Annotated in this window: 23 protein-coding genes; 15 read left to right on the top strand and 8 right to left on the bottom strand. The window is 71.5% G+C overall.

What is annotated here, in order from left to right; all coding sequences use genetic code 11:
• The first annotated feature begins 5 nt into the window (after positions 1 to 5).
• The 8 genes from AB0J74_RS12025 to AB0J74_RS12060 all read left to right on the top strand — a co-directional run bounded on the left by AB0J74_RS12025 (position 6) and on the right by AB0J74_RS12060 (position 6842).
• Positions 6 to 1250, top strand: coding sequence for an ABC transporter substrate-binding protein (locus tag AB0J74_RS12025; protein ID WP_363447410.1), 1245 nt, complete (start codon positions 6 to 8; stop codon positions 1248 to 1250).
• A 13-nt stretch (positions 1251 to 1263) separates the two neighbouring features.
• A complete protein-coding gene (locus tag AB0J74_RS12030; protein WP_363447413.1) occupies positions 1264 to 2145 on the top strand; it encodes a branched-chain amino acid ABC transporter permease in 882 nt (293 codons plus the stop codon).
• Positions 2142 to 3122 (top strand): branched-chain amino acid ABC transporter permease, encoded by a 981-nt coding sequence (locus tag AB0J74_RS12035; protein WP_363447415.1) that lies wholly within the window; start codon positions 2142 to 2144, stop codon positions 3120 to 3122. Before AB0J74_RS12030 ends, AB0J74_RS12035 begins: the two co-directional genes overlap by 4 nt.
• A gap of 41 nt (positions 3123 to 3163) precedes the next feature.
• Complete coding sequence (locus AB0J74_RS12040; RefSeq protein WP_363447417.1) at positions 3164 to 3898, top strand: class I SAM-dependent methyltransferase; 735 nt, start codon at positions 3164 to 3166, stop codon at positions 3896 to 3898.
• Between the two features lie 44 nt (positions 3899 to 3942).
• The gene (locus AB0J74_RS12045) at positions 3943 to 4509 is read left to right on the top strand and encodes a TetR family transcriptional regulator (protein ID WP_363447419.1); all 567 of its coding nucleotides are present in this window, start codon (positions 3943 to 3945) and stop codon (positions 4507 to 4509) included.
• Positions 4499 to 5119 carry a maleylpyruvate isomerase family mycothiol-dependent enzyme gene (locus AB0J74_RS12050; protein WP_363447421.1) on the top strand — a complete coding sequence of 207 codons (621 nt, stop codon included), beginning with the start codon at positions 4499 to 4501 and terminating at the stop codon, positions 5117 to 5119. Before AB0J74_RS12045 ends, AB0J74_RS12050 begins: the two co-directional genes overlap by 11 nt.
• 107 nt (positions 5120 to 5226) lie before the next feature.
• Complete coding sequence (locus AB0J74_RS12055; protein WP_363447423.1) at positions 5227 to 5658, top strand: hypothetical protein; 432 nt, start codon at positions 5227 to 5229, stop codon at positions 5656 to 5658.
• Between the two features lie 47 nt (positions 5659 to 5705).
• Positions 5706 to 6842 (top strand): low temperature requirement protein A, encoded by a 1137-nt coding sequence (locus AB0J74_RS12060; protein WP_363447425.1) that lies wholly within the window; start codon positions 5706 to 5708, stop codon positions 6840 to 6842.
• A gap of 5 nt (positions 6843 to 6847) precedes the next feature.
• Here AB0J74_RS12060 and AB0J74_RS12065 read toward each other — a convergent pair whose 3' ends face one another.
• The 3 genes from AB0J74_RS12065 to AB0J74_RS12075 all read right to left on the bottom strand — a co-directional run bounded on the left by AB0J74_RS12065 (position 6848) and on the right by AB0J74_RS12075 (position 8753).
• Positions 6848 to 7522 (bottom strand): class F sortase, encoded by a 675-nt coding sequence (locus tag AB0J74_RS12065; RefSeq protein ID WP_363447427.1) that lies wholly within the window; start codon positions 7520 to 7522, stop codon positions 6848 to 6850.
• Positions 7506 to 7967, bottom strand: a complete 462-nt coding sequence (locus tag AB0J74_RS12070) for a hypothetical protein (RefSeq protein ID WP_363447429.1) — start codon at positions 7965 to 7967, stop codon at positions 7506 to 7508. Before AB0J74_RS12070 ends, AB0J74_RS12065 begins: the two co-directional genes overlap by 17 nt.
• 162 nt (positions 7968 to 8129) lie before the next feature.
• The gene (locus AB0J74_RS12075) at positions 8130 to 8753 is read right to left on the bottom strand and encodes a hypothetical protein (protein ID WP_363447431.1); all 624 of its coding nucleotides are present in this window, start codon (positions 8751 to 8753) and stop codon (positions 8130 to 8132) included.
• A 506-nt stretch (positions 8754 to 9259) separates the two neighbouring features.
• On the opposite strand from AB0J74_RS12075, the gene AB0J74_RS12080 reads away from it, so the two are divergent.
• A complete protein-coding gene (locus AB0J74_RS12080; RefSeq protein ID WP_363447433.1) occupies positions 9260 to 10507 on the top strand; it encodes a hypothetical protein in 1248 nt (415 codons plus the stop codon).
• A gap of 90 nt (positions 10508 to 10597) precedes the next feature.
• Positions 10598 to 11422: a peptidoglycan-binding domain-containing protein gene (locus AB0J74_RS12085; RefSeq protein WP_363447435.1), complete on the top strand. Its 825-nt coding sequence runs from the start codon at positions 10598 to 10600 to the stop codon at positions 11420 to 11422.
• 15 nt (positions 11423 to 11437) lie between these two features.
• Here AB0J74_RS12085 and AB0J74_RS12090 read toward each other — a convergent pair whose 3' ends face one another.
• The 5 genes from AB0J74_RS12090 to AB0J74_RS12110 form a co-directional block, all read right to left on the bottom strand.
• A complete protein-coding gene (locus AB0J74_RS12090; RefSeq protein WP_363447438.1) occupies positions 11438 to 12610 on the bottom strand; it encodes an ROK family protein in 1173 nt (390 codons plus the stop codon).
• An 85-nt stretch (positions 12611 to 12695) separates the two neighbouring features.
• Positions 12696 to 14042, bottom strand: a complete 1347-nt coding sequence (locus AB0J74_RS12095) for a sugar ABC transporter substrate-binding protein (RefSeq protein ID WP_363447440.1) — start codon at positions 14040 to 14042, stop codon at positions 12696 to 12698.
• A 103-nt stretch (positions 14043 to 14145) separates the two neighbouring features.
• Positions 14146 to 16515: a glycoside hydrolase N-terminal domain-containing protein gene (locus AB0J74_RS12100; RefSeq protein WP_363447443.1), complete on the bottom strand. Its 2370-nt coding sequence runs from the start codon at positions 16513 to 16515 to the stop codon at positions 14146 to 14148.
• Positions 16512 to 17414 carry a carbohydrate ABC transporter permease gene (locus tag AB0J74_RS12105; RefSeq protein ID WP_363447445.1) on the bottom strand — a complete coding sequence of 301 codons (903 nt, stop codon included), beginning with the start codon at positions 17412 to 17414 and terminating at the stop codon, positions 16512 to 16514. The genes AB0J74_RS12100 and AB0J74_RS12105 overlap by 4 nt, the downstream gene beginning before the upstream one ends.
• Entirely contained in the window at positions 17411 to 18364 is a 954-nt protein-coding gene (locus tag AB0J74_RS12110) for a sugar ABC transporter permease (RefSeq protein WP_363447447.1), read from the bottom strand. The genes AB0J74_RS12105 and AB0J74_RS12110 overlap by 4 nt, the downstream gene beginning before the upstream one ends.
• A 119-nt stretch (positions 18365 to 18483) precedes the next feature.
• Here AB0J74_RS12110 and AB0J74_RS12115 point away from each other — a divergent pair, with 119 nt between their 5' ends.
• From AB0J74_RS12115 to fxsT, 5 genes are all read left to right on the top strand, one after another.
• A complete protein-coding gene (locus AB0J74_RS12115) occupies positions 18484 to 20667 on the top strand; it encodes an alpha-galactosidase (RefSeq protein WP_363447449.1) in 2184 nt (727 codons plus the stop codon).
• Positions 20664 to 21236 carry an SGNH/GDSL hydrolase family protein gene (locus AB0J74_RS12120; protein ID WP_363447451.1) on the top strand — a complete coding sequence of 191 codons (573 nt, stop codon included), beginning with the start codon at positions 20664 to 20666 and terminating at the stop codon, positions 21234 to 21236. The genes AB0J74_RS12115 and AB0J74_RS12120 overlap by 4 nt, the downstream gene beginning before the upstream one ends.
• 87 nt (positions 21237 to 21323) lie before the next feature.
• Positions 21324 to 21815 carry a hypothetical protein gene (locus AB0J74_RS12125; protein WP_363447453.1) on the top strand — a complete coding sequence of 164 codons (492 nt, stop codon included), beginning with the start codon at positions 21324 to 21326 and terminating at the stop codon, positions 21813 to 21815.
• Between the two features lie 53 nt (positions 21816 to 21868).
• Positions 21869 to 22330 carry a toll/interleukin-1 receptor domain-containing protein gene (locus AB0J74_RS12130; RefSeq protein ID WP_363447455.1) on the top strand — a complete coding sequence of 154 codons (462 nt, stop codon included), beginning with the start codon at positions 21869 to 21871 and terminating at the stop codon, positions 22328 to 22330.
• Positions 22330 to 25017, top strand: a complete 2688-nt coding sequence (fxsT, locus tag AB0J74_RS12135) for an FxSxx-COOH system tetratricopeptide repeat protein (protein WP_363447457.1) — start codon at positions 22330 to 22332, stop codon at positions 25015 to 25017. Before AB0J74_RS12130 ends, fxsT begins: the two co-directional genes overlap by 1 nt.
• Positions 25018 to 25048: the final 31 nt, after the last annotated feature.

Below are 25048 nucleotides of genomic sequence, written 5' to 3' on the forward strand. Positions count from 1 at the left end.
GGCTCATGAATAAGCGTGGCACCGTCGCGGCGGCATCCGCCCTGGCGCTCCTGCTCTCCGGTTGCGGTGGCGGGGGTCCGCAGGGCTCGTCGGACAGCAAGCTCTCCGGCGACCGGATCGTCCTCGGCGTCCTCAACGACCAGTCCGGCGTCTACCTGGCGCTGTCCGGCACCAACTCGGTGAAGGCCGTGGAGATGGCGATCGCCGACTTCAAGGCCAAGCACGGCAACGACGCGATCACCCAGGACATCACGGTGGAGACCGCCGACCACCAGAACAAGCCGGACGTGGCCAACACCAAGGCCGCCGAGATGTACGACCGGATGGGGGTCGACGCCATCCTCGACGTGCCCACCTCGTCGGCGGCGCTCAAGGTGGCCGACGTCGCCAAGGAGAAGAAGAAGCTCTACTTCAACATCAGCGGCGCCACCACCGACCTGACCGGCAAGGCCTGCAACAGATACACGTTCCACTACGCCTACGACACCTACATGCTCGCCAACGGCACCGGTAGGACCGTGACCGAGCAGGGTGCGAAGAACTGGTACATCGTCTACCCGAACTACGCGTTCGGGCAGGACATGGAGAAGAGCTTCTCGGCCGCGGTGACCGGGGCCGGTGGCACGATCGTCGGCCGCGACGCGACGCCGTTCCCCAACGACAACTTCTCCACGTTCCTGCTGAAGGCGCCGACACTCAACCCCAAGCCCGACGTGCTGGGCACCATGCAGGCCGGCGGCGACCTGGTCAACCTCGTCAAGCAATACAACGAGTTCAAGCTCCGGGAGAAGGGCGTGGGCCTGTCGGTCGGCCTGATGTTCCTCACCGACATCCACTCGCTGACGCCGGCCGCGCTGGCCGGGACCACCTACACCGACGCCTGGTACTGGAACTTCGACGCGGAGAACCGCACGTTCGCCGACCGGTTCCTGAAGGAGACCGGCTCGCGGCCGACGTTCGCGCACGCCGCCAACTACTCGGCGGCGCTGCAGTACCTGGAGGCCGTGCAGGCGGCCGGCACCGACGACGCCGACGCGGTGGTCAAGCAACTCGAGGGCAAGAGCATCGACGACGTGTTCCTGCGCCACGGGAAGATCCGGGCCGAGGACCACCGGGTCATCCACGACGCCTATCTCGCGCAGGTCAAGACGCCGGCCGAGGTCACCGAGGACTGGGACTACGTCAAGATCCTCAAGACCATCCCGGCCGCCGAAGCCTTCCGCAGCCCCTCGGCCGAGTGCAAGCTATGAGCGGGCGAACCGTATGAGCGCGTTCCTCCAGCACACGTTCGACGGGTTGGTGAGCGGGGCCTTTCTGGCCCTGCTCGCCCTCGGCCTGTCCGTCATCTTCGGCATGCTGCGGGTCGTCAACTTCGCGCACGGCGCGTTCTACATGCTCGGCGCGGTCGGCGCGTACCTGCTGCTGACCGAGTTCGGCGTGCCGTTCTGGTGGGCCCTGCTGATCGTGCCGGTGGCGCTCGGCGTGCTCGGCATGGGAGTGGAGCGGGCTCTGGTGCATCCGCTGGCCCGGCTCGATCCGCTCTACAACTTCCTGCTCACCTTCGGCCTGACGCTCGTGCTCCAGGACCTCGTGAAGATGCGCTACGGCACCCAGTCGAGCCCGTACGGCACGCCGGACCTGCTGGTCGGCACCGTCGACTTCGGACTGTTCGACTTCCCCGCGTACCGCGTCTTCGTGCTCGCCTTCGCGGTCGTGGCCTGCGTCGCCGTCTGGTGGCTGCTCGGACACACCCGGATCGGCATGGTGGTGCGGGCGGCGACCGAGCGCCCGGAGCTGACCCGGGCGCTCGGCATCGACGTCGGGCGCTGGGTGACCCCGGTGTTCGGCTTCGGCATCGCGCTGGCCGGCCTGGCCGGCGTGCTGGCGGCGCCGATGCGGGCCGTCAACCCGCTGATGGGTGCCGACCTGGTGATCGTGGTGTTCGCGGTGGTGGTGATCGGCGGGCTGGGCTCGATCTTCGGCTCGGTCGCCGCCGGCTTCGGCATCGGGCTCGTGCAGGCCTGGGGCGAGTCCTATCTGGACCAGTGGCCCATCGTGGCGCAGACCTCAGTCTTCGTCATCATGGCGATCGTGCTGCTCTGGCGGCCGGCCGGCCTGTTCGGCCGCGAGGAGGCACCGGCATGACCGTCACCGCTCCGGCCCGGTCCGTGGTGCGCGCCGCGACAGGTGCGCCTCGCTGGGTGCGCTGGACCCTGCTGGCCGCCGGCCTGGCAGTGGCCCTGTGGCTGCCCAACGGCCTCTACGCCGCCGTGGCCGTCGATATCCTGTGCTGGGCGCTGTTCGCGGTCGCGGTCGACCTGCTGCTCGGCTTCACCGGCCTGCTCTCGTTCGGCCACGCGGCCTTCTGGGGCACGTCCGCGTACGCCAGCGGCCTGATCGCCATCCACGCGGGCGTGCCGTTCCCGGTCGCGGTGCTGGCCGGCGCGCTGGTCGCCGCCGCGCTCGCCGTGCCGATCGGCTATCTGGCGGTACGCCGTACCGGCATCTACTTCGCGATGGTGACGCTGGCCTTCGCGCAGCTGATCTACTACGTGGCCAACAACCGGCGCGGGCTGACCGGCGGCGAGAACGGCCTGCAGAGCGTGCCGCGCGAGTTGTTCGGGCTCGACCTGACCGACGCGTACTACTTCTACTACGCGGCCCTGCCGATCGTGCTGCTCGGGCTCTGGGCGGCCTGGCGGATCGTCAACTCGCCGTTCGGTCGGGTGCTGGTCGGCATCCGCGACAACCCGGCCCGGGCCCGGGCGCTCGGCTACCCCGTACACCGCTACAAGCTTCTGGCCTTTGTCCTGTCGGCGTTCCTGGCCGGGCTGGGCGGCGGCCTGTTCGCGATGGCGCACCGGTTCGTCACCCTGGACACCCTGCACTGGACCACCTCCGGCAAGGCGGTCGTGATGGTGGTGCTCGGCGGCATCGGCACGCTCTGGGGCGGTGTGGTCGGCGCGGGGTTGCTGGTGCGGCTGGAGGACTGGCTCTCCTTCGCCGGCTTCGAGTCGGTCGGCCTGGTCACCGGCGGCCTGTTCGTCGTGGTGGTGCTGGTGTTCCGGCGCGGGCTCTGGGGCACCGCGGCCGACCTGCTCCGCCGCCGGTTCCGCCGGTAATCCCATGGCGGTGGCGGGCGGGGATGGCTAGCGTCCGGGCGGTGAGCCACGCTCCCCCGCTGGGCACCGGTGCCTACCTCGACTTCAACGGTCCGCTGTCGGCGGCCCGGGCCGACCGGCTCGCCACGTCCCTTGCCGCCCGCGGGCCGGCGACCGTGCTCGACCTCGGCTGCGGCTGGGGCGAGTTGCTGCTGCGGGTGCTGGCGGCGGCGCCCGGCGCGACCGGAGTGGGCGTCGAGACGCACGCCGCCGACCTGGTCCGGGCCCGCGCCAACGCGGCCGCCCGCGGCCTGGCCGACCGGGTCACATTCGTCGACGGGCCGGCCGCCGACCACGACGGCGGCGCCGACCTGGTGATCAACATCGGCGCCTACCACGCCTTCGGCGACCTCTCCGACGGCCTGCGTGCGCTGCGCGGCCTGGTCAACCCGGGCGGCCGGCTGCTGTTCGGCGCGGAGTTCTGGGAACAGCCGCCGCCACCGGAGCGGCTGGCGCGGATGTGGGCGGGGATGACCGTCGACGACTGCGACGACCTGGCCGGGCTGGTCGACCGGGCGACCGCCGCCGGGTTCCGGCCGCTGCGGATCGAGACCGCCACCCGGGCCGAGTGGGAGGAGTTCGAGTCCGGGCTGGCCGCCGACGCCGAGGAGTGGCTGCTGGCCAACCCGGGCCACCCGGAGGCGGCCGACCTGCGCTCCAAACTCGACAACCAGCGCGACATCTGGCTCCGGGGACACCGCGACCTGATGGGGTTCGCCTATCTCACTCTCGGTTAGACTACGCTTGTAGTCTCTCACACTACAGATGTAGTATCGCTGGCATGGGCCGCCGGGAGGACGTCCTCGACGCCGCGATCACCCTGCTCGGCACGGGCGGGGTGCGCGCGGTGACGCACCGCGCCGTCGACGCCGAGGCCGGCGTGCCCGCCGGCGCCACCTCCAACCTGTTCCGCACCCGCGACGCGCTGCTCGAGGCGGTGGTCGACCGGTTCGCCGCCCGCGAGAAGGCCAACTGGGACGAGCTCGCCGCCCGCACCGTGCCGGCGACCCCGGCCGAGCTGGCGGCGGTGCTCGCCGACGTCGCGCTGGCCGCCGTCGGTCCACACCGGACATTGACCCTGGCCCGTTACGTGATCCTGGTGGAGGCGGCCCACCACCCACCGCTGCGCGACCGGCTGCTGGCCGCGGGCACCCGGGTCGACACCTGGTTCACCCTGTGGCTGCGGGTCGCCGGGTCGACCCACCCAGAACGCGACGCGCCGATCCTGATGAACGCCTACACCGGCCTGGTCCTGCACGAGCTGGCCAACCCGGACCCGGCCTTCGACCCCGGCCGGCGGCTGTCGCCACTGGTCGAAGCGCTCCTGGGAGGCACCGATGGATCGTGACGAGCTGTGGCGCGTCATCGACGACCAGCGCCGCACGCTGACCGACCAGCTCGACTCGCTGACCGACGCCGAGTGGCGCCGGCCCTCGCTGTGCGCCGGTTGGACGGTGCGGGACGTGACCGCGCACCTGACCTTCCAGCACATCGGCGTCGGCACCGTGCTGCGCGGCGTGGTCCGCGCCCGCGGCAACCTCGACCGGGCCGTCCGCGAGACCACCGCCACCAAGGCCGCGCGGCCGACCGGCGAGCTGATCGCCGAGATCCGCGGGCAGGTCGGCTCGCGCCGGCACGTGCCGTTCGTGACCGACAACGAGGCGCTGATCGACGTGCTGGTGCACAGCCAGGACATCATGCTCCCGCTCGGCCGCCGGCACGAGATGCCGCCGCACGCGGCCGCGGCCGCCGCCGCCCGGATCTGGTCCCGGCCCTGGCTGTTCAGCGCGATGAAAGAGCTGCGGGGGTATGCCTTCGTCGCCACCGACGCCGACTTCCGGGTCGGCACCGGCCGGGTGATCGAGGGCCCGATCGAGGCGATCCTGCTCCTGCTGACCGGCCGGCGTGCGGCCCTGGGCCGGCTTTCCGGCCCCGGCGTCGCGGAACTGACCGCTTAGCGACCGGCGGCGGGTGCACGGTTTGGCCCGGACAGGCGTGGCAAGGAGTTGGCAAGCCCCATGCCGTGCGATGCGGCTGTCGACACAAACGGCAGGGAGGGCCAACGGTGATTACTCGGCTTGTGAAGGGACTCGCCGCGGGCGTGGCGGGCGTGGCGGTCGCCGTCGCGCTCGGCGCGGCGCCGGCCAGCGCGGCCTATTCCTACGAGTGGGACGAGGGCCCGCTCAGCGAAGGGCCGACGGGCACGTTCTACTGCGTACAGACGGATTATTCGGGCGTGTGCTTCGAGCCGTACGGCGACAAGATCTTCGTCCTTGACCTGTCGAGCGCCGACCACGCGTCGGCGGTCGCCCGCTGGGTCACGGACTACGGCCGCTGGGGCACCTGCCGCAACGCGCACGGCGCCGGCACCTGGGCCGTCTGCGACAAGGACTTCAAGGAGGGCGCGACACTGAAGTTCCGCGCCGCCCAGTACGACGGCGACACCGGCACCTGGTGGGGCGAAGAGTCACTGGCCCGATCGGTCAGCACCGGCTGACGTCCGGGCGGCACCCATGTGCCGGTGCCGCTCGGTAGGGTCCGGCCATGGTGGACGAGCGCCGTCGGGCGGATGGGGCTGGGCCGTTCGAGCTGTTCTTCGATCTGGTCTACGTCTTCGCGGTCATCCGGATCACCGCCTACATGGCGCACGAGCACACCGCCATCGGCGTCGTGCGAGGGTTGCTGACCTTGGCGCTGCTGTGGGGCACCTGGTCCGGCTACTCCTGGCCGGGCAACCCGTCGCGGGCCGGCATGGTCGTCGCGATGGTGCTGATGTTCCCGATCGCGCTGACGATTCCCGAAGCCTGGCACGACGGGCCTGGCGGCCTCGACGGGCCGCTGGTGCTGGTCCTCGCCTACCTGCTCGTGCGGTGGGTGCACCTCGGGAGCCACGCCGTCGCCGGTGACGCGCCACAGCGACGGATGCGGGTCACTCGGCTGCCGATGCTGGCCGGCGCCGCGCCGCTGATCTCCGGCGCGTTGCTGGGCGGCGGCGCGCAACTGGTGCTGTTCGCCGTCGCCGTCCTGGTCGAGTGGGTCGGCGGCGACCTCGCCGCGCGGCGCCGGGGTCTGCACGACGCGGCGCAGCTGGCCGAGCGGCACGGCCTCTTCGTCACCCTGGCCATCGGCGAGTCGGTCGTCGCGATCGGCATCGGCGCCGCCGGCCAACCGGTCAGCCTGTCGCTGCTGCTCGCGGGCGTGCTCGGCATCGCGACCGCGATCTGCCTGTGGTGGCTCTATTTCGACGTGGTGTCGCGGGCCGCCGAGCGCAGGCTCGAGGAGGCACACGGCCGCGACCGGGTCGCCCTGGCCGTCGAGGCCTACACCTACGGCCAATTTCCGATCGTGGCCGGCATCCTGCTCGCCGCGCTCGGTGTGGGAGGCGTGCTGGGGCGCGCCGGCGAGAGCCGGCCGCTCGGGCTGTTCTCCGCGCTCGCGCTCTTCGGCGGCCTCGCGCTCTACCTCGGCGGCCACCTGGTGTTCGAGCACCGCGTGCACGGCGCGCACAGTGTGCCGCGGCTGTTGACCGCCGGTGCGCTGCTGGTCGTCGTGCCCGCGGCCGCCGCTTTGCCGCCGCTGGCCGGGCTGGCCGGCCTCGTGGTCATCCTGACCGGCCTGATCGTCGTCGAGACCGGCCAGAACGCGGAGCTCCGCCAGCGCCTGCGCGCCGGTCCGTCCTGAGCGGATCAGAGCGCGGTCGCGAAGACGACGACGTTGTCGACATAGCTGTGCGCCTTGGCGTCGAACGTGCCGCCACAGGTCACCAAGCGCAGCCCGGGCTTGCTGTTCGGTCCGTAGACGAGGTCGGTCGGGAAGCTCTTCTTCGGGTAGGCCTTGACGCCGTCGACCCGGAACTGCGCGTTGCGGCCGTCTTCGCGCTTGATCGTGATGACGTCCTTCTTGCGCAGCGAGCCGAGCTCGAAGAACACGGTCGGCCCGAGTTCGGCGGTCGACACATGCCCGACGATGACCGCGTTGCCGATCTCGCCCGGCGACGGGCCCAGCGAATACCAACCCGCGAGCGTCGCCTGTTCCAGCGGCGGCACCTGGAGCGTGCCGTCGGCGTTGACACCCAGATCCATGATCTTCGCGTGTACGCCGATCGCGCTGATCGTGATATCCGTCGGTGCGGACCGCGGCAGGTGGGCGGCCACGGAAGCGCCCGGTGTCGCGGTGGGTTCGAACCTGGGCTCGGCCTCGACGGCCGGCTGGGGCGGCGGCGGTGTCTCCTTGACCGACGCGCGCACCAGGCCCAACCCACCCAGCGCGGTGACGGCGACGAGAGCGACGCCGGCGGCGCGCCACGGAGTACCGTGGCGGCCGCCGGCCTGCCCCGCCGAAGCCCTAGGCCAGAGAGCCATCGGTCCGGCGACGGCGCATGAGGACAACTCCGCCCAGAGCGGCCCCAGCCAGCAGGATGCCGCCGCTGGTGGCCAGCTTGCCGTCGACGGTCGAACCGGCGTCGCCGCCGTCGACCCAACCCTTGGGAGCCTCGCACTCCTCGCCACCGGGCGCGCCCTTGGCGGCCTCCGGCTTGCCGGCGGACTCGGGCTTGCCCTCCGGCTTGCCCGACCCCTTCTCGTCCTTCTTGTCTTCGTCCTTCTTGTATCCGTCCTTCTTGGCTTCGTCCTTCTTGGCTTCGTCGCCCCACGAACTGGCGCAGTGCGACCAGTCCTTGCCGTCCTGTGCGTGCGCCCAGTCAGCGCCCTGGCCGTCATCCGCCAGCGCGATGCCGGGAGCGATGAGGAGCGTTGCCCCGCCGAGCGCCACGCTCGCGAGGACCTTGCCCAGGAACTTCTTCGTCATGACTCGTGTCCCTTTCCTTGCCCCGAAGCAAGCCCGACGGCAGTCGAGCCATGACCGAGATTAGCCCTTTTGGGCGGTCTGTTCCGATTGATCGGTATGCTTCGTTTAATGACGCTTTGAGCGGCGAAACGTGCTAACAGGGCGGTTTGGGACTGCGGTGACTCATGAGGCACGGGCGAGGAAGACGGCCTCCTGGCAGTAGCGGGCGACGACCGACCGGTAGGGCCGGAACGGCTCGCCCAACGGGTCGAGTTCCCGCGCGGTCGGCGCCGGTTCGACACCCCACGCGAGCGCGTAGCCTTCCCGCACGTCGAGGTCGCCGACCGGCCAGACGTCGAGCCGGCGCAGGCAGTGCATCAGGTACATCTCCGCACTCCACCGGCCGATGCCGCGCACCTGGGTCAGCCGCCGCACGACCTCCGCGTCGCTGAGCCGGGTCGCGGGGCTGACGTCGACGGTGCCGTCCAGCACCTTGGCCGACAGGTCGCGCAGCGAGGCGATTTTGTTGCGGGACAACCCCGCCGTCCGGAGTTCGTCGTCGGACGCGGCGGCGATGCCCTCCGGGGTGAACAGCCCGCCCACCACCGCCGCCGTGCGGCCGATGATGGCCTGCGCCGCGGCGGCGGAGATCTCCTGCGAGATGATCGAGCGGACCAGCATCCCGAACGGCCCGTCCGGGAACCGCGGCAGATAACGGATCGGGCCGACCTTCTCGACCAGCCGCGCCATCGCCCGATCCCGGGCCGCTACCTCGTCGATCGCGTTGGCCAGCGAAATCCTTGCCACCGGGCTCACCCCCAAGCCACGCAAGACAGTGCGGCGGCGAACACCCCAACCCTAATGCGGGCTCCGGACGAGCGGACATGCCCGCGGCGGCGCATCCGTGATGGCGTTGTGGCGCCGCGAGAACGCTGTGGCGAAGCGCGCAACCCGGTCGACGCGCCCCGCCCACAGCGGTGGCCCGGCTCAGCGGGGAGCGACGGTCGACGACAGAACACTTCGGGGCGGTTATGTCCCGGGTGACCGGATCACAGCGTTCGGCCGGCCGAAACCTGGCGATCGCGAAGGTCCGCCCGTTGGGCCAGGCCGTGCACCGCTGGCCGGCTTCCACGACGCAGGGCACCGCATGCTCCACAAGGGAGGGATCGGCTCGCCTGGATGGCGAAGCGCCCCCGCTCGGCCGGCGAGGTGCCGGCTCCGCGACCGACCCGCCGAGGGCAGGACATTGACGAACGTCGTACGGCGATGATCTGATCGCGATCTCAGAGTTTGTTTCACGTTTTGGAGGTCGCATGCGTCGTCCCGCGTTCCTGGCCGCCACCCTCACCGCTCTCGCCGCCGGTGTGGTCGCCGTGCTCGGCGGCAGCCCCGCGTCGGCCGCCCTGCCCACGGCCGCCGTCGCGCTCGGCGACAGCTTCGTCAGTGGTGAGGGCGCCGGCGACTACCAGCCGGTCACCGACCTGAACGGGGTGGCGCAGTCCTTCCCGGGCTGGTCGGCGCCCAACAACAACGCCTACTTCTGCCACCGGTCGGCCAACGCGTCGATCCAGCAGGCGGCGCTGCCGGGGATCGCCGCCCGGTTCAACCTGGCCTGCTCGGGAGGCCAGCCGCACGACATCGCCGCGGCGTCGTCCGCGCGCGCCAACGGCCGCACCGTCGCCGCCCAGCTCGACCAGTTGCGCGCCGTCGGCCAGACCCACGACATCGACCTGGTGCTGGTCGGGCTGGGATCCAACAACAGCCAGTTCACCTTCGGCAGCGTCGCGGAGAAGTGCGCCAACCGGTTCATCGCCGACGCCTGGACCGGCTGGTGGGAGTTCTGGGCCTACGTCAACGGCCCGGTCGAGCAGGCGCCCTGCGCGACCAGCGACCTGGCCACGGACGCGCAGATCGCCGCCGCCACCCAGGAGACGGTGGCCGCGGTGCGGCAGATCGTCACCACGCTGCGCGAGATCGACCCCGACGGGCAGCACCGGATCGTGCTGCAGGACTACACCAACCCGCTGCCCCTCGACGTCGCACCGCGCTTCTACACCGAAGACGGGCGGGCCGACGACCGCGACAAGTTCCGCGACCTGGGCGCCGAGCGCTACGCCGCCGGGTGCCCCATCCACCGCGCCAGCCTCGCGGCCGGGCACTGGTTCTCCGGCGGCCTCGGCGGCATCGTCCGCGCCGGCCAGTCGACCCTGTCGGCCGAGTTCCCCGGCGAGGACATCGTCTATCTCAACGTGCAGCGGGCCTTCGACGGCGCACGGCTCTGCGAGTTCGACGCCAGCCCGACCGGTGCGCTGGCCACCCCGATCCGGCTGCAGGACGGCCCGACCGGCGTGCCGGTCACCAGCCTGGCCGGCAAGGACAAGATCGCGATCCAGCGGATCGCCAACGCCTGCGCCACCTATTTCCAGACCTGCCAGGAGTCGTGGCACCCCAACGTCGCGGGCCACCAGGTCCTCGGCCAGTGCCTGGCCGCGGCCGCGACCAGCGCCAATCGGACCGTCTCATGTGCACGCCAACCGGACGGCCGCATCGTCGCCGGTTGACCGCCCGGGGAGCTGGCTTCCGGATCGCGGAGGCCAGCTCCCCCGGTCGCGCGCGAGCGCCGGTTCCCCCACCACCAGGAGGCACGCGGAATGCTCACCCGAAGGGGCCTGATCGCCACCGTCGCCGCCGCCACGGCGGCTGCCGCACTGCCCGGCAGTGCGGCCCATGCGGCACTGCCCGAGGTCGACATGGAGGCGGTCATCAAGGCCGCCCAGATCGATCCGCGGCGACCGGACACCGCGCTCACGCCGGGCGCCAAGGCCAGCGTGCTCGAGGTCGAGCGCGCCCTCCAGGCCCGCGGCCTGCTGGCCGCCACCTACGTGGACGGCCACTTCGGCACGAGCACGATCGCGGCCTACGCGGCCTATCAGCGCTCGCTCGGCTACACCGGCCTGGACGCCACCGGCCTGCCCGGCCCGACCTCGCTGCGGTCGCTGGGCAGCGGGCGCTACACGGTCGTGCGGGCGATCTCCCCCGGCAGCATCGTCACCCTGCGCGGCGTCCAGGTGAACACCCGCACCCGAACGATGCTGCTCGAGGCCGAGCGGCTGATCGGCAGCACGTTGACGCTGACCCAGGGCTCCTACAACACCGGGAACGCGGCCTCGGCCGGCACCCACGACGGCGGCGGCGCGCTCGACATCTCGGTCACCAACCTGTCCACGGCCACCCGCACGACGGTCGTGCTGCAGTTGCGCACGGTCGGATTCGCGGCCTGGTTGCGCAACCCGTCGCAGGGCGACTGGCCCTACCACATCCACGCGATCGCGATCTCCGACACCGACCAGTCGACGGCCGCCCAGCACCAGGCCGGCGACTACTACCTCGGCCAGAACGGCCTGGCCAACCGCGGCCCCGACGACGGCCCGGCGGTCACACCGAAGCGCACCTGGGAGGAATACCAGCGGATGTGATCCGCGGGACGGGCCCTAAGCGCGGTTCTCGGCCAGCCGGCGGATGGCCGATGCGGACGCGCCGCGGGCCCAGTCTTCGAAGGTGTGCGGGCGGGTGACGATCTGGCAGCGGCCCGCGGCGCCGAAGGCGTGTGCGGCGTAGGCGGCGCGCAGGTGTGTCTCGAAGAGGTCGAAGTTGCTGACCGCCTCGCCGCCGATGATGACCAGTTGCGGGCCGGTCAGGTTGGCCAGCACCGCGATCGCCGTGCCGATGACGGTCGCCGCCTGCTCGAAGGTGCGCACGGCGATGGGGTCGCCCCGGTGGGCCAGGTCGACGACCTCGCCGATGGTCAGGTCCTTCCCGTGGCCCTGGGAGACCTCGGCGACGATCGCCGGCGTCGCGGCGACCGCCTCGACGCAGCCGCGCCGGCCGCACGGGCAGACCCGGTCAGGTGAGGTGAGCGGGAGGTGACCGATCTCGCCCGCGACGCCGTAGGCGCCCTCGACCACGTCGCCGTTGATGTGCAGTCCGCTGCCGATGCCGCGGCCGATGGTGACGATCGCGAACAGGTCCGTGCCGACACCGACGCCGAACCAGTGCTCGCCGATCGTCAGCGCCCGCACGTCGTTCTCGACCAGCACGTCGCGGCCGAGGCGGCCGGACAGGATCTGGCCGAGCGGCACCCCGGTCCAGCCCATGATGGCCGACTCGCGGACGATGCCGCGCCCGGTGTCGACGTCGCCGGAGACGCTGACGCCGACCGCGCAGATCCGGCCGGCCCGGTCGCCGAGCAGGTCGCCGAGCCGGCGCACGCCGGCCTCGATCGCGTCGACGACCGCGTCGCGGTCGGTGGTCGTCAGCGGGCGGCGGTCGACCGCGAGGACGTGCGTGGTCAGGTCGGTGGCAACGCCGATGATCTCGTCGGCGTTGACCTTGACCCCGATCGAGACGAGCGCGTCGGCCACCACCATGACCGGGTTGGCCGGGCGGCCGGGCTGGCCGTCGCGGGGCAGCTCGAGCTGGTCGGAGACCAGGCCGACGTCGATCAGCGGTCCGACCGCCTTGGTGACCGCCGCCTGCGACAGGCCCAGGAGGCGGGCCACGTCGATCCGGCTGATCGGGCCCCGGGTGAGGATGGTCTTGAAGACGTCGGCCGCGGCCGCGGAGGCTCCTTTGAGGAGCGCGATCGCGGCGTCTGCGTCATGCATCGCTGGTTCCTTTGTGGTTCGACCGGCCGGCACGCCTCCGGACGATACGGTAGCCGGGGCGGAAAGCCGCCCCGGCCGCCGTCGGTTACTTGGCGAAGATCTCCGCGGTCTTGGCGGCCATCTCCGGGAACACGCTCTTGTCCTTCTCACCGCTGAAGTAGGCCTCGAATAGCGGCTGGATCGTGTCCGAGATCTCCTGGCCGTTGGTGGTCGGCGGCGCCGGGTAGAGCTCGCCGTTGTCGAGCGCGTTGACGAAGCCCGACAGGTCGATGCCGTCCTTCTTCTGCGCGTCGACCGCGACCTGCAGCGACTTGCCGATCGACGGCAGGAACGTGGCGTCCGCGCCGGCCGTCGACTGGCAGGCCTCGGAACCCATGTAGGTGACCCACTTCCAGGTGGCGTCGAGGTTCTTCGTGCCCGCGTAGATGTTGTTGGCGTTCGAGTTGCTGATCATCGAGCGGCCCTGCGGACCCTTGACGGTCGGCGCGACGCCCACCTTGACGCCGGGGATCTTGGTCATCGAGGTGACGTCCCAGGTGCCGCCCTCGGCCATCGCGACCTGGCCGGAACCGATCTGCTGGCTGCCGGCCACGGTGAACTGGCCGAACTTCGGCATCAGGCCCCGGTCGCCGAGCCCCTTGATGTATTCGAGGGTCTTGACGAAGTTGGGGTCGTCGTACTGGAACTTGGTCGGCCACGCCGGCTTGTCGCCGAGCCGCCAGCCCAGGGTGGAGACGAACGAGTTCCACGAGGTCTGCCCGTTGAAGTCACCGGACGCGAGGCTGGCGATGCCGTAGGTGGCGACCTTGGTCTTGTCGAACCCGGCCTCGTCGCCGCGCTTGCCGTTCTTGTCGACGGTGAGGTGCGAGACGATCTTGTCGAACGTGCCGCCGTCGTCGGGGTTCCAGGTCATGTTGTTGATCTGGTCGGCGGTGATGCCCGCCTCCTTGGCCTTGTCCTCGTTGAAGTAGATCGCGGCCCCGGCCCAGTCGAGCGGGATGCCGTACTGCTTCCCGTCGGTGAACTTCCACGAGTCCGCGCCGATGTCGAAGACCGACATGTCGTAGTTGGTCTTCTTGATCTGGTCGTCAAGAGCCATGATCTGGTGCTGACCGGCGTACGCGCCGAGCAGCGGGACGCTGTTCTGGAAGGCGTCCGGGGCCGAGCCGGAGACGAACCCGGCGGTCAGCTTGGTGAAGTAGTCGTCGACGGCGTACTGCGAGATCTTCACGGTGATGCCGGGGTTCGCCGTCTCGAAGCCGGGCAGACACTTCTTGTACGAGGCGGCCTGCCGCTCGTCCCACGTCCACCAGTTGACGGTCTTGCCGCCCGCGTCGCCACTGTCACCGCCGTTGTCGCTGGAGCAGGCGGCGAGCGCCGCGCTGGCCACAACGGCGAGCGCGATCGCGGACGCGATTCGCTTTGCTTTCATCCGTTCCTCACTTGGGGTGTGGTTGGGGGTGTGGTGGGTCCTGGCGCCGGGGCAGGGAGCATCCACATCGGACGTCGGTGGCGTCGCGATGGCCGGCGGGTGTTCAGTTCTGGTGGGTCGGCAGGGACAGGGCGGCCGTGCCGCGGGCCGGCACGTCGAGCGTGTGCGCGTCGCCGCCGGTGACGACGACGATCCGATGTGGAGCACCGCGGACGTCGTGGAAGACGGCTTCCCGGACAGCTCCGGCTTTCCAGTCGAGGTCGACCGCCAGCCCGCCGCGGACGCGCAGGCCGGTCACCCGGCCGTCCGGCCATTCGGCGGGCAACGCCGGAAGCAGCCGGACCCGGCCGCCGTGGCTCTGCACGAGCATCTCCGCGATCGCGGCGGCGAGCCCGTAGTTGCCGTCGAGCTGCACCGGCGGGTGGGTGCTGAACAGGTTGGGCAGCAGCCCGCCCCAGTCGGACCCGTCGACCGGCGAGTGCTCGCGGTGGTCGCGGTCGAACGGGGTGATCGCCTCCAGCAGCAGGTCCCGGGCCTGCGCGGCGTCGCCGAGCCGGGCCCGCAGCGCTATCTTCCAGGCCCACGACCAGCCCATCGCCCCTGGGCCGCGCCCGTCGAGGAACCGGCGCGCCGCCTCGGCCAGCTCAGGCGTCGCGACCAGGTCGAGCGGATAGAGCGCGACCATCGGCGAGAGGTGCCGGTGGCGCGGGTCGGCGTCGACCAGGTCGGTGTGCCACTCGCGGAGCCGGCCGTCCGGACCCGGCGTGAGGTCCGGCAGCCGGGCCAGCGCGGCGGCGAGTTCGGCGTCGACCGGGTCGCTCAGGCCCAGCTCCGCGATCGCGGCGCGGGCACGCAGGAACAGTGCCCGGATCAGCGCGACGTCCGCCGTGGCCGAGACGGTCAGCGCCTCGGGCCGGCCATCCGGTCCGAGGTAGAGGTTCTCGGGCGAGGTCGACGGGATGGTCCGCAGGCCGCCGGTGGCCAGGTCGTCGACCAGCCAGTCGAGGCAGAACAGGGCCGCGCCGCGCAGCAGCGGCCACAGGTCGGCGAGCAGGTCGCGGTCGCCGCTGAACTCATAGCGGTCCCACAGGTTGTGGCTGAGCCAGACGCCGCCCATCATCCAGATCGCCCAGCTCGGCGCGCCGTGCCCCATGCCGACCGGCAGGCTCCAACCCCAGAGGTCGCTGTTGTGGTGTGCCACCCAGCCCCGCGCGCCGTAGAGCCGCTCGGCCACGGCCGACCCGGTGCGGGCCAGCCGGCGGACCAGCGCGGCCAGCGGCTCGACCGGATCGTCGAGCCCGAGCAGCGGGCCCGGCCAGTAGTTCATCTGCGTGTTGATGTTGATGGTGTAGTTGGACGACCAGGGCGGGCGCATCTCCTGGTTCCAGATGCCCTGCAGGTTGGCCGCCGGGTTCCCCGCCCGCGACGAGGCGCCGAGCAGGTAACGGCCGTACTCGGCGATGACCGTCGCCCGCAGTCCCTCGTCGGTGCCGCGCCGGATGTCGCGCTCGACGTCCCAGATGCCGGCGCGCCGGCCACCGATCGCGAAGCGCGCCCCCGAGACGTGGTCACGAACGTCGGCCACGTGCTCGGCGAACCGCTCGGCCGCGGCCCGCCCGAGGGCAGCCCGTGCGGCCGCGCGGGCCCGCTCCCGGATCTCCTCGTGCGAGGAGGCCCGCCAGCCGGCGCCGTCCGGGTCGCCCCACCACAGTGCGGCCCGGCTCGACGTCGACAGTGCGATCAGCAGCCGGCTCGCCCCACGGATCCGCAGGAGGTCGCCGTCCCGGCCCTGGGTTCCGTCGCTGTGCGCCGCGACCGTCGCGGCCGCGAAGTGGTCGAAGCCGTCCGTCGCCCACCGGTGCGCGGGCACCGCGGGCTCGTGCCGGGGCGCGCCGTCGACCGGCACCAGCACGTCAAGGGTGATCTCGGCGTCGCCGGTGGCCCGGCCGGTCTCGCGCAGCGGGGTCGACAGCCGCAGGTCGACGTCGAGCACCGGCCCGTCGGCGGCGTAGTCGACGAACAGGCAGCCGGCCGGCGCGGAGACGTAGGTGCGCCGGGTGGCGGAAGTGCCGTCGATGTCGAGGCGCTCCGTCACGTGCGACTCGTCGAGGTCGAGGACGCGGGCCGGGCCGCCCCGCACGCCGCGGGTGCGCAGTTCGAGGTCGACGAAGGGCAGGAACTCCTGCGAGTACGGGCCTTCGAAGGTCATCAGCAGGGCCTCGGCGCGACGCAGGTCGCCGGCGTCGATGGCCGACCTGACCTCGGCGAGCCGTTCGGGGCCCGCGCCGGCCGCGACGAGGGCGTCGAGCGCGGCGGCCGGCCCGGCCGGGTCACCCGACCAGACGGTCGCGTCGTTGACCTGGATACGGGCGTCGGCACCGCCGAAGACCATCGCGCCGATGCGGCCGTTGCCCAGCGGGATGGCCTCGACCCAGTCGCGGGCCGGTTCGGCCCAGGCCAGTCGGAGGGTCATTTGATCCCCGAGAAGCCGATGGAGTTGACGATGCGCCGCCCGAACACCATGAACAGCAGGAGCATCGGCAGGGCCGCGACCAGCGTGGCCGCCATCAGGCCGGCCCAGTCGGGCTGTGCCTGCGGAGACGACTGCTTGAAGACGGCGAGCGCGAGCGTCAGCGGCTGCACCGAGTCGTCGCTGGTCACCAGCAAGGGCCAGAAGTAGTCGTTCCACATCCCGATGAAGCCCAGGATCGACAGCGTGACGATCGGACCGCTGGTCATCGGCAGCGTGATGCGGAACAGCATCCGCAGCCGGCCGGCGCCGTCGAGCAGCGCCGCCTCCTCGGTCTCGGTCGACAGGCCGAGCATGAACTGGCGGAGGAAGAAGATGTTGAACGCCGAGAACAGCGCGCCGGGCAGGATCATGCCCGCGAACGAGTTGAGCAGCCCGAGTTCCTTGATGAGCACGAAGTTGGGCAGCAGGGTCAGGATCCCCGGCACCATCAGCGCGGTCAGGAAGAGGCTGAACATGAGATCGCGGCCGCGCCAACGCAGGCGGGCGAAGGCGTACGCGGCCAGCGTCGAGCAGAACACGATCAGCACCGTCGACACCGTCGCGTAGACGACGGAGTTGACCAGAAACCGTCCGATGTGGATCGACGCGCCGGAGCCGCCCTCGGCGATGGACTCCCCCGTGGTGGCGAGCCCCAGCACGCGCCGGAACGGGCCCCAGGTGAAGCCGGCCGGCAGCAGCGAGGCCGGGTGGGCGCTCAGGGCGTAGTTGTTGGACAGCGCGGTGCGCAGGATCCAGTAAAACGGGAAGATCGTCACGAACAGCACGCCGACGAGGTAGGACCACGCGACCCCGCGCCCGACGGTGAACCTCCGCGGCCGGCGGACGGCATTGACGGTCATTGGTTGGTGTCCGATTCGCTGGCCCGCAGCAGGCGCATCTGCAGGAAGGTGATGACGATGAGCACTGCGAACAGCGACAGCGACATCGCCGCGGCGTAACCGAAGTCGAACTGGCCGAACGCCTTGCTGTAGATGTACATCTGGAGCACGTTGGATGCGTTGGCCGGGCCGCCCTTGGTGGTGACCTGGACGATGTCGAAGACCTGGAACGCGCCGATGACGTTGAGCACGATGACCAGGGCGAGGATCGGGCGCAGCAACGGCAGCGTGAGCCGGCGGAACATCCTCAGTTCGCTCGCGCCGTCGACCCGGCCGGCCTCGTAGATCGTCGGCGGGATGGTCTGCAGCCCGGCGAAGATGATGATCGACGTGTAGCCCATCTGCTTCCACACGCTGATCAGCGCGATCGACGGGATCGCCCAACCGCGCGAGGTCAGGAACTGCACGCCGTCGCCGCCGAGTGCCTTGATGACGATGTTGACGATGCCGAGTTGGGTGTCGAGCATCCACGACCACACCGTGCCGGCGACCACCGAGGAGATGAGGAACGGCAGGATGATCAGGCCGCGGATGACGGTCGACGAGGTCAGCCGGTGCAGCACCGCCGCGGTGGCGACCGAGACGACCAGGCTGATACTCACCGACAGCAGTACGAAGTAGACGGTGACGCCGAGCGCCGACCAGAAGACCTCGTCGTGCGCGAGTTGCACGTAGTTGTCGAAGCCGACCCACTCCGGCGGGCTGAGCACCTTGAAGTCGGTGAAGCTCAGGTAGATCCCGCGCAGCGTCGGGTAGGCCGCGAAGACCAGGAAGCCGACCAGCGCGGGCGCGATCAGCACCCAGGCCAGCTTGCCGTCGCCGCGATGCGCGGGCGAGGGCGCCGTGCGCCGCTGCCGCTTCGCGGGTTGTATGGCCCGCTGCTCGCGAGCTGTTGACTCCAGAACCGCCATTGGTTGCTGCCTGCTTCCGCACGTCTCCGACCTGTCGTGCCGCTTGCGGCGACAGACTAAGCATGGTTAATTAACGCCGTCAAGTAACCCGGTCGTAACGTTTACGGAGGCTGCGACACATGCTTTCCGAGGTCCTGGCCCTGCGGGCCGGAGGCACCGCCTTCGTCGTCGAGGTGGGCCGTCCCGTCCCCCAGGTTCTGCACTGGGGTGCGGATCCGGGGCCCGGCCGGGACGACGACCTCCGACTGACTTCGGCGCCGGCCGTGCTCAACAACTCGCCCGACGTGCCGCGGGTGCTGTCGGTCTGGCCGACCGAGCGCGACGGCTGGTCGGGCACGCCCGCGCAGTCGGGCAACGCGGCCGGCTTCGGCACGACGCCGCGGCCCGAACTCGAGGCACACTCGGTCGACGTGCCGGCCGACGGCGTCGGCGGACGGATCGAGTTCCGGTTCGTCGACCGGGTCTGCGCGCTGCGGTCCGCCGTCGTCTACGAACTCGACCGGTTCGGGGTGCTCGCGGTGACGATGAGCGTCGAACGGGACGCGGCGCTCGGCGCCGGGCTCGCGCCCTACACAGTGGACGGTCTGCTGGCCCTGCTCCCGGTGCCCGAGCGGGCGGTCGAGCTGCTCGACTTCACCGGGAAGTGGTGCCGGGAAAGGGCACCGCAGCGCGCGCCGTTCGGGTTCGGCACGCACCTGCGCGCCGCCCGGCGCGGCAAGCCCGGGCACGACTCGCCCTACCTGCTGGCCGCCGGCACGGCGTCGTTCGGCTTCGGGCACGGCGAGGTCTGGGCCGCGCACCTGGCCTGGAGCGGCGAGCAGCGCTACCTCGCCGAACGCCTCCCGGAAGGGGCCGGCGTGTTCTCGGCGGTCGTCGGGGCCGGCGAGTCACTGCGCTCGGGCGAGGTGATCCTGGCCGACGGCGAACGCTACGAGGCGCCGCCGGTGTTGTTCGTCTGGTCCGACGCCGGCACCGACGGCATCGCCGACCGGTTGCACCGGCGACTGCGGGCCCGCCCGCGGCACCCGCGCCCACCCCGGCCGCTGGTGCTCAACACCTGGGAGGCGGTCTATTTCGACCACGACCTCGACCGGCTGACCCGGCTGGCCGAGCGGGCCGCCGCGGTCGGTGTCGAGCGGATCGTGCTCGACGACGGGTGGTTCCACGGGCGCCGCGACGCCGACGCCGGGCTGGGCGACTGGTTCGTCGACGCAGACGTCTGGCCGGCCGGGCTCGACCCGTTCGTGAAGGTCGTGAAGGCGCACGGGATGCAGTTCGGGCTCTGGTTCGAACCCGAGATGGTCAACCTCGACTCGGACCTGGCCCGCGGGCACCCCGACTGGATCCTCGGGCCGCGGGCCGGGCTCGGGCCGAGCGCGCGGCGGCAGTACGTGCTCGACATCGCCCGGCCGGAGGCCTACGACTACCTGCTGGCCCGGATCGACGACCTGGTCCGTACCCACGAGATCGACTATCTCAAGTGGGACCACAACCGCGACCTGCTCGAAGCGGTCAGCCGCGCGACGAGCGGTGGCGAGCGGCCCAGCGTGCGCCGCCAGACGCTGGCCCTCTACCGGCTGCTCGACGAACTCCGCGCCCGGCATCCGGGGCTCGAGATCGAGACGTGCTCGGGCGGCGGCGGGCGGGTCGACCTGGGCATCCTGGACCGCACCGACCGGGTCTGGGCGTCGGACTGCAACGACCCGGTCGAGCGGGTCCAGATCGAGCGGTGGACCCGGGTGCTCGTACCTCCGGAACTGATCGGGTCGCACCTCGGCGCGGACCGGGCGCACACCACCTCCCGGACCACCGACCTGTCGTTCCGGCTGGTCGCGTCGCTGACCGCACACGCGGGCATCGAGCAGGACCTGACCGCGGCCGACGACGCCGAGCTCGCGACGATCGCGGCCTGGGCCGCGCTCTACCGGGAGCTGCGGCCGTTGCTGCACACCGGCCGGGTGGTCAACGCCGATCTCGCCGACGACGCGACCGCCCTCTACGGCACGGTCGCCCAGGACGGTTCGCGCGCCCTGTTCACCTGGGTCCGGTTCCGCACCTCGGCGGCCGGCCAGTCGGGGCGGGTCCGCTTCCCCGGGCTCGACCGCACCAGCCGCTATCGCGTCACCCTCCGCGAGGAACTCGGCGCGGCCAGCCGCCACCAGGGGCACGACCCGGATTGGGTGGCCCGCGCCGCCCGCGGCCCGGTCGAGCTGTCCGGCGCCGTGCTCGCCGGGGCCGGCGTCCCGCTGCCTACCCTCAACCCCCAGCAGGCCATGCTGATCGACATCGAGAGGATCTCATGAACACCATCGTCTTCGCCGGCGACAGCATCACCGACTGTGACCGGCGCCGAGACCCGGCCGGCCTCGGCGACGGCTACGTCAAGCTGGTCGCCGGCGCGCTCGGTGGCGCCGCCCGCGTCGTCAACCGCGGTGTCAGCGGCAACAGCAGCCGCGACCTGCGCGACCGGTGGGAGGCCGACGTGCTGGCCGAGCGGCCGGCGCTGGTCAGCGTGCTGGTCGGGATCAACGACACCTGGCGACGGTACGACAGCGGCGCGCTGACCTCGGCCGCCGAGTTCGAGGACAACTACCGGGCCCTGCTGGCACCGCTCGACGGCGTCCGCTCGGTGCTGATCGAGCCGTTCCTGCTGCCCGTGCGCGAGGAGCAGGTGGGTTGGCGCGAAGACCTCGACCCGAAGCTGGCCGTGGTGCGAGCGCTGGCGGCCGAGTACGGCGCCGCGCTGGTTCCCGCCGACACCGCCCTGCGCGCGACGGGGGCGGCCGAGGAGGTCGCGCCGGACGGCATACACCCGAGCGCGTGGGGCCACGAACTGCTCGCCAAGCTCTGGTTGGACCACGCGGGGGTGTGACGGCGCGGCGACGGGCAGCGGGAGACCGCGCTCGATCAGCCTGATATGCCCGCCTGGTCGGGGTGTCGACCGCGATAATCGGTGCCGATGGACAACGCCCGGATGTGGGTCGCCGCGCCGTGGGTGCCGGCCGGCATCTACGGGACGGTCATCTGCGCCTCGACCCTCGCCGCGTCGGGCGACTACCCCGCCGGCCGGGTGGCCGCGATCGTGCTGGTCACGCTGCTGGTCTACTGGCTGGCCGAGCGGTACGCGGAACTGCTCGGCCTGGCCGCCCGCCGCGGCGCCGGCGGCCCGGGCGTGACCCGCGAAGACGTGCTCGGCGTGCTGACCGCGGGCTGGGCGTTGATCCAGGCCTCGACCACGCCGCTGCTCGTGCTCCTGCTGTCCCGCGCCTGCGGCGCGAGCAACGCCGCGGCGCTGGACGCCGCGCTCGCGTACACCGTGTTCCTGTTGATCGTGCTGGGCTGGCTGGCGGCGCGCAGTGCCGGCCTGACCGGTTGGCCCCGGCGCGCCGCGACGGCCTTCGCCGGCGTCCTGGGTCTGGTGGTGGTCGCCCTCAAGGCGTCATTGCACTGAGCGGGGAACGGACGGATGATGTGGGCAACGCCCTTATCCCGCACACTGTGCATGTGACGGGTGTCAACGGGCAAATGCCCCTGGAGAAGCTCTTTGTGTCATACGCGGGAACCGATCGCGACTATGCGATATGGGTGGCCCACGCGTTGCGCGACGCGGGATATGACGTGGAGATGGACCTCGACTGGGGCGTCGGTCAGAGCTTTGTCCTGCGGATGAGTGACGCGCTGGAAACCAATCGGGTCGTGTGCCTGTTCAGCAAGGCATATTTCGACCCGGCGCGCTATACCACGGAAGAGTGGACGGCGGTGATCGCCGATCGTCATCGCGCGGGGCGGCTCATTCCGTTGCTGCTGGAGAATGTCACCGTGCCCGCGGTGCTCCGGCCACTGATCTACAAGGACATGACCGGTCTCGACGAAGACGCCGCCCGGGTCGCGTTGCTGGAAGCGGTCCAGGGCAGACCCGCACCGACGGCGCCGCCACCGTTCCCGAGGCGCGCAGGCCTGACCTGATGGGAAAGGCCAAGAAGAAGGCCGGCGGGCTCGACGTCTTCGTCTCCTACGCCGATCGCGACCGGCCCTGGGCCGAGTGGATCGCGTGGCACCTGCGCCAGTCCGGCCTGGCCGTCGAGATCGGCGGGCCGGACTGGCAGGCCGGCGACAACGCCGTCCTGCGCCGCACCGACGCGATCGAGCGCGCCGAACGGGTGGTCGCCGTCTACTCCGACGCCTACTTCGATCGGGAGGCGGCCGGCGACAACGACTGGACCGTCCTCGCGGCACACGGCGTACGCCTGGTGCCGTTGCGGGTCGAAGAGGTTCACCCACCGGCTGTGCTGCGCCCCTACGTCGCCTGTGACCTGTTCGGACTCGACGAGGAACCGGCCCGGCTGCGCCTGCTCGAGGCGTGCGGCGTCGCTGTGCACGCCGACGGCCGACCGGTGTTTCCGCCGGGGCGCACCCGCAAGAAGGTCACCGGGCCCGAGCCGCGGCTACCCGGCAGCCTTCCCGACGTGTGGCAGGCGCCGCCGCGCAACGCGATGTTCAAGGGCCGCGAGAAAGACCTGGCCGAGTTGCGGGAACGGCTGTCCGCTCAGGCGTCCGGCTCGGTCCAGTCGATCCACGGCATGGGCGGCATCGGGAAGTCGACCCTGGCGCTGGAATACGCGCACCGGTTCGCCGGCTCCTACGGGCTGGTCTGGTGGATCGACGCCGAGCAGCCGGGGCTGATCGGCGAGCAGATCGCCGCCCTGGGCATCGAGGCCGGCTGGTGCACGGCCGACGTGTCCGACTCGCGGGCCACCACGATGGTGCGGCACCGGCTCCGCACCGAGGGCGGCTGGCTGGTCATCTTCGACAACGCGGAGCGGCCCGACGACCTGCGCCGCTGGCTGCCCCAGGGCGCCGGCCACGTGCTGATCACCTCGCGCAACTCCGGCTGGGCCGGCATCGCGAAACCGTCCGAGTTGGACATCTTCGATCGCGACAACTCCGTCGACCTGCTGCGCGAACTGGTCCCGGCGATCGCCGCCGGCGAGGCCGACGACCTCGCCGACGACCTGGGCGACCTGCCCCTCGCGGTGGCGCAGGCGGGCGCGTTGCTGGCCGAGAGTGGCATGCCGGTCGAGACCTACCGCCGGCTGCTGGCCACCGAGGCCGCGGAACTGCTGTCGCTCGGCGACGCCAACGGCTATCTGGCCTCGCTGGCGGCGGTCGTACGCATCTCGTTGGAGCGGATCGCGACCGAAGACGCGGCGGCGGCGAACATCGCGCGGGTGTGCGCGTTGCTCTCGGCCGAACCGATCCCGATCGACATCTTCACCGGCGCTCCGCCCCGGCTGCGGGAGGGCTTCGCGGGCGGCGGCGTGCCAGCGGAGTCCGCCGTGCACGCCAGCATCGGCCGGATCGGCCGCTACGGGCTGGCCAAGCTGGCCGGTGGGCTGATCCGGATGCACCGCCTCACCCAGGCGATCATCCGCGACCTGATGGCCGCCGGCGACCGGGCGAGCACCCGGCTGCAGGCGCAGGAACTCGTGGCGGCGGCCCACCCGCTGGACTCCGCGGGCGTGGCCGACGGCGGCCGCGATCCCGAGGCCTGGCCCCGCTGGGCGCAGCTGTTGCCGCACCTGCTCGAACTCGAGCCGGCGACGTCCGGCTTCGAACCACTGCGGGAGACGGCCCTCGACGCGGCGCGCTACCTGCTGAGCCGGGGCGACTACGGCGCGATGACCGCCCTGGCCACGCAGCTCTACGAAGGCTGGCGCCGGTCGCTCGGCGCGGACGCGAAACAGACGCTGTCGGCCGGCCGCCTGATCATCACCGGCCGGACCCGGATGGGCGAGGCGCCGCGCGCCCAGGACCTCGCCGCGGAGATCTACGCGTCGTGCGAGAAGGTGTTCGGCAGCAGCCATCCCGACACGCTCAACTCGGGCCAGGCGCTCTCCGGGCTGCTCTACTCGATGGGTCAGGTCGACGAGGCCGAGCGGGTCGCCGCCGACTGCCTCGGGCGGGCCCGATCGGCGCTCGGCGAGGATCACGAGTTCACCACCCTGCTGAAGTCGTCGGTCGCCAACGTGCTGTGGCATCGGGGCGAACACAACGAGGCGCTCACGCTGGAGGAGGAAGCGCTCGACTGGCTGTCACGCGTTCGTGGCCCCGACGACCTCGACACCCTGATCGGCGCACACAACTTCGTCGAGACCCTCTTCAGCCTCGGCCACGACGACCGGGCCATCCGGCTGCTCGAAGACACCTTCGAGCGGTCCCGGCGCCGGTTCGGGGCCGATCACCCGCTGACGTTGTGGCACGCCCGGCGGCTCGGCGAGATGCTGGCCGCCACGAAGCGGGCCTCGGACGCCCGCGAGTTGCTCCGCGACACCCTCGACCGCAGCGTCCGGGTCGCCGGGCCGAGCAGCGTGCTCGCCCTCGAGGCCCGGGTCGCGGTGATCCAGTTTCAGGCGCGGTTCGGGCCGCGCGGGCCGCTCGGCGGGATGGTCGACGAGCTCGTTCGGTGCATCCAGGCGTCGTACGCGTTCGAGACCTGGGACCTGCCGTCCCGGGAAATGATCGACAAGATGGCCGACCTGTTGCGCCAGATGTCCCGTCCGGCCCAGGCCAAGTCCCTGGCCGCGGGCCTGGAGAAAGTGATACGCGCCGCTGAGAACGACGCGGGCTTCGGCCCGCGGCCGACCGCGCCGTAGAGTCGGGCGGCGCCCGGGCGGTCCAGCCCCG

Source organism: Asanoa sp. NPDC049573 (assembly GCF_040676615.1).
Lineage (GTDB): Bacteria > Actinomycetota > Actinomycetes > Mycobacteriales > Micromonosporaceae > Asanoa.

What these genes read in the sequence shown, in the direction of transcription:
- AB0J74_RS12025 (WP_363447410.1), top strand. Translation starts at nt 6, where the DNA reads ATGAATAAGCGTGGCACCGTCGCGGCGGCATCCGCCCTGGCGCTCCTG.
- AB0J74_RS12030 (WP_363447413.1), top strand. Translation starts at nt 1,264, where the DNA reads ATGAGCGCGTTCCTCCAGCACACGTTCGACGGGTTGGTGAGCGGGGCC.
- AB0J74_RS12035 (WP_363447415.1), top strand. Translation starts at nt 2,142, where the DNA reads ATGACCGTCACCGCTCCGGCCCGGTCCGTGGTGCGCGCCGCGACAGGT.
- AB0J74_RS12045 (WP_363447419.1), top strand. Translation starts at nt 3,943, where the DNA reads ATGGGCCGCCGGGAGGACGTCCTCGACGCCGCGATCACCCTGCTCGGC.
- AB0J74_RS12050 (WP_363447421.1), top strand. Translation starts at nt 4,499, where the DNA reads ATGGATCGTGACGAGCTGTGGCGCGTCATCGACGACCAGCGCCGCACG.
- AB0J74_RS12060 (WP_363447425.1), top strand. Translation starts at nt 5,706, where the DNA reads ATGGTGGACGAGCGCCGTCGGGCGGATGGGGCTGGGCCGTTCGAGCTG.
- AB0J74_RS12065 (WP_363447427.1), bottom strand. Translation starts at nt 7,522, where the DNA reads ATGGCTCTCTGGCCTAGGGCTTCGGCGGGGCAGGCCGGCGGCCGCCAC.
- AB0J74_RS12070 (WP_363447429.1), bottom strand. Translation starts at nt 7,967, where the DNA reads ATGACGAAGAAGTTCCTGGGCAAGGTCCTCGCGAGCGTGGCGCTCGGC.
- AB0J74_RS12080 (WP_363447433.1), top strand. Translation starts at nt 9,260, where the DNA reads ATGCGTCGTCCCGCGTTCCTGGCCGCCACCCTCACCGCTCTCGCCGCC.
- AB0J74_RS12085 (WP_363447435.1), top strand. Translation starts at nt 10,598, where the DNA reads ATGCTCACCCGAAGGGGCCTGATCGCCACCGTCGCCGCCGCCACGGCG.
- AB0J74_RS12090 (WP_363447438.1), bottom strand. Translation starts at nt 12,610, where the DNA reads ATGCATGACGCAGACGCCGCGATCGCGCTCCTCAAAGGAGCCTCCGCG.
- AB0J74_RS12095 (WP_363447440.1), bottom strand. Translation starts at nt 14,042, where the DNA reads ATGAAAGCAAAGCGAATCGCGTCCGCGATCGCGCTCGCCGTTGTGGCC.
- AB0J74_RS12100 (WP_363447443.1), bottom strand. Translation starts at nt 16,515, where the DNA reads ATGACCCTCCGACTGGCCTGGGCCGAACCGGCCCGCGACTGGGTCGAG.
- AB0J74_RS12105 (WP_363447445.1), bottom strand. Translation starts at nt 17,414, where the DNA reads ATGACCGTCAATGCCGTCCGCCGGCCGCGGAGGTTCACCGTCGGGCGC.
- AB0J74_RS12110 (WP_363447447.1), bottom strand. Translation starts at nt 18,364, where the DNA reads ATGGCGGTTCTGGAGTCAACAGCTCGCGAGCAGCGGGCCATACAACCC.
- AB0J74_RS12115 (WP_363447449.1), top strand. Translation starts at nt 18,484, where the DNA reads ATGCTTTCCGAGGTCCTGGCCCTGCGGGCCGGAGGCACCGCCTTCGTC.
- AB0J74_RS12120 (WP_363447451.1), top strand. Translation starts at nt 20,664, where the DNA reads ATGAACACCATCGTCTTCGCCGGCGACAGCATCACCGACTGTGACCGG.
- AB0J74_RS12125 (WP_363447453.1), top strand. Translation starts at nt 21,324, where the DNA reads ATGGACAACGCCCGGATGTGGGTCGCCGCGCCGTGGGTGCCGGCCGGC.
- fxsT (WP_363447457.1), top strand. Translation starts at nt 22,330, where the DNA reads ATGGGAAAGGCCAAGAAGAAGGCCGGCGGGCTCGACGTCTTCGTCTCC.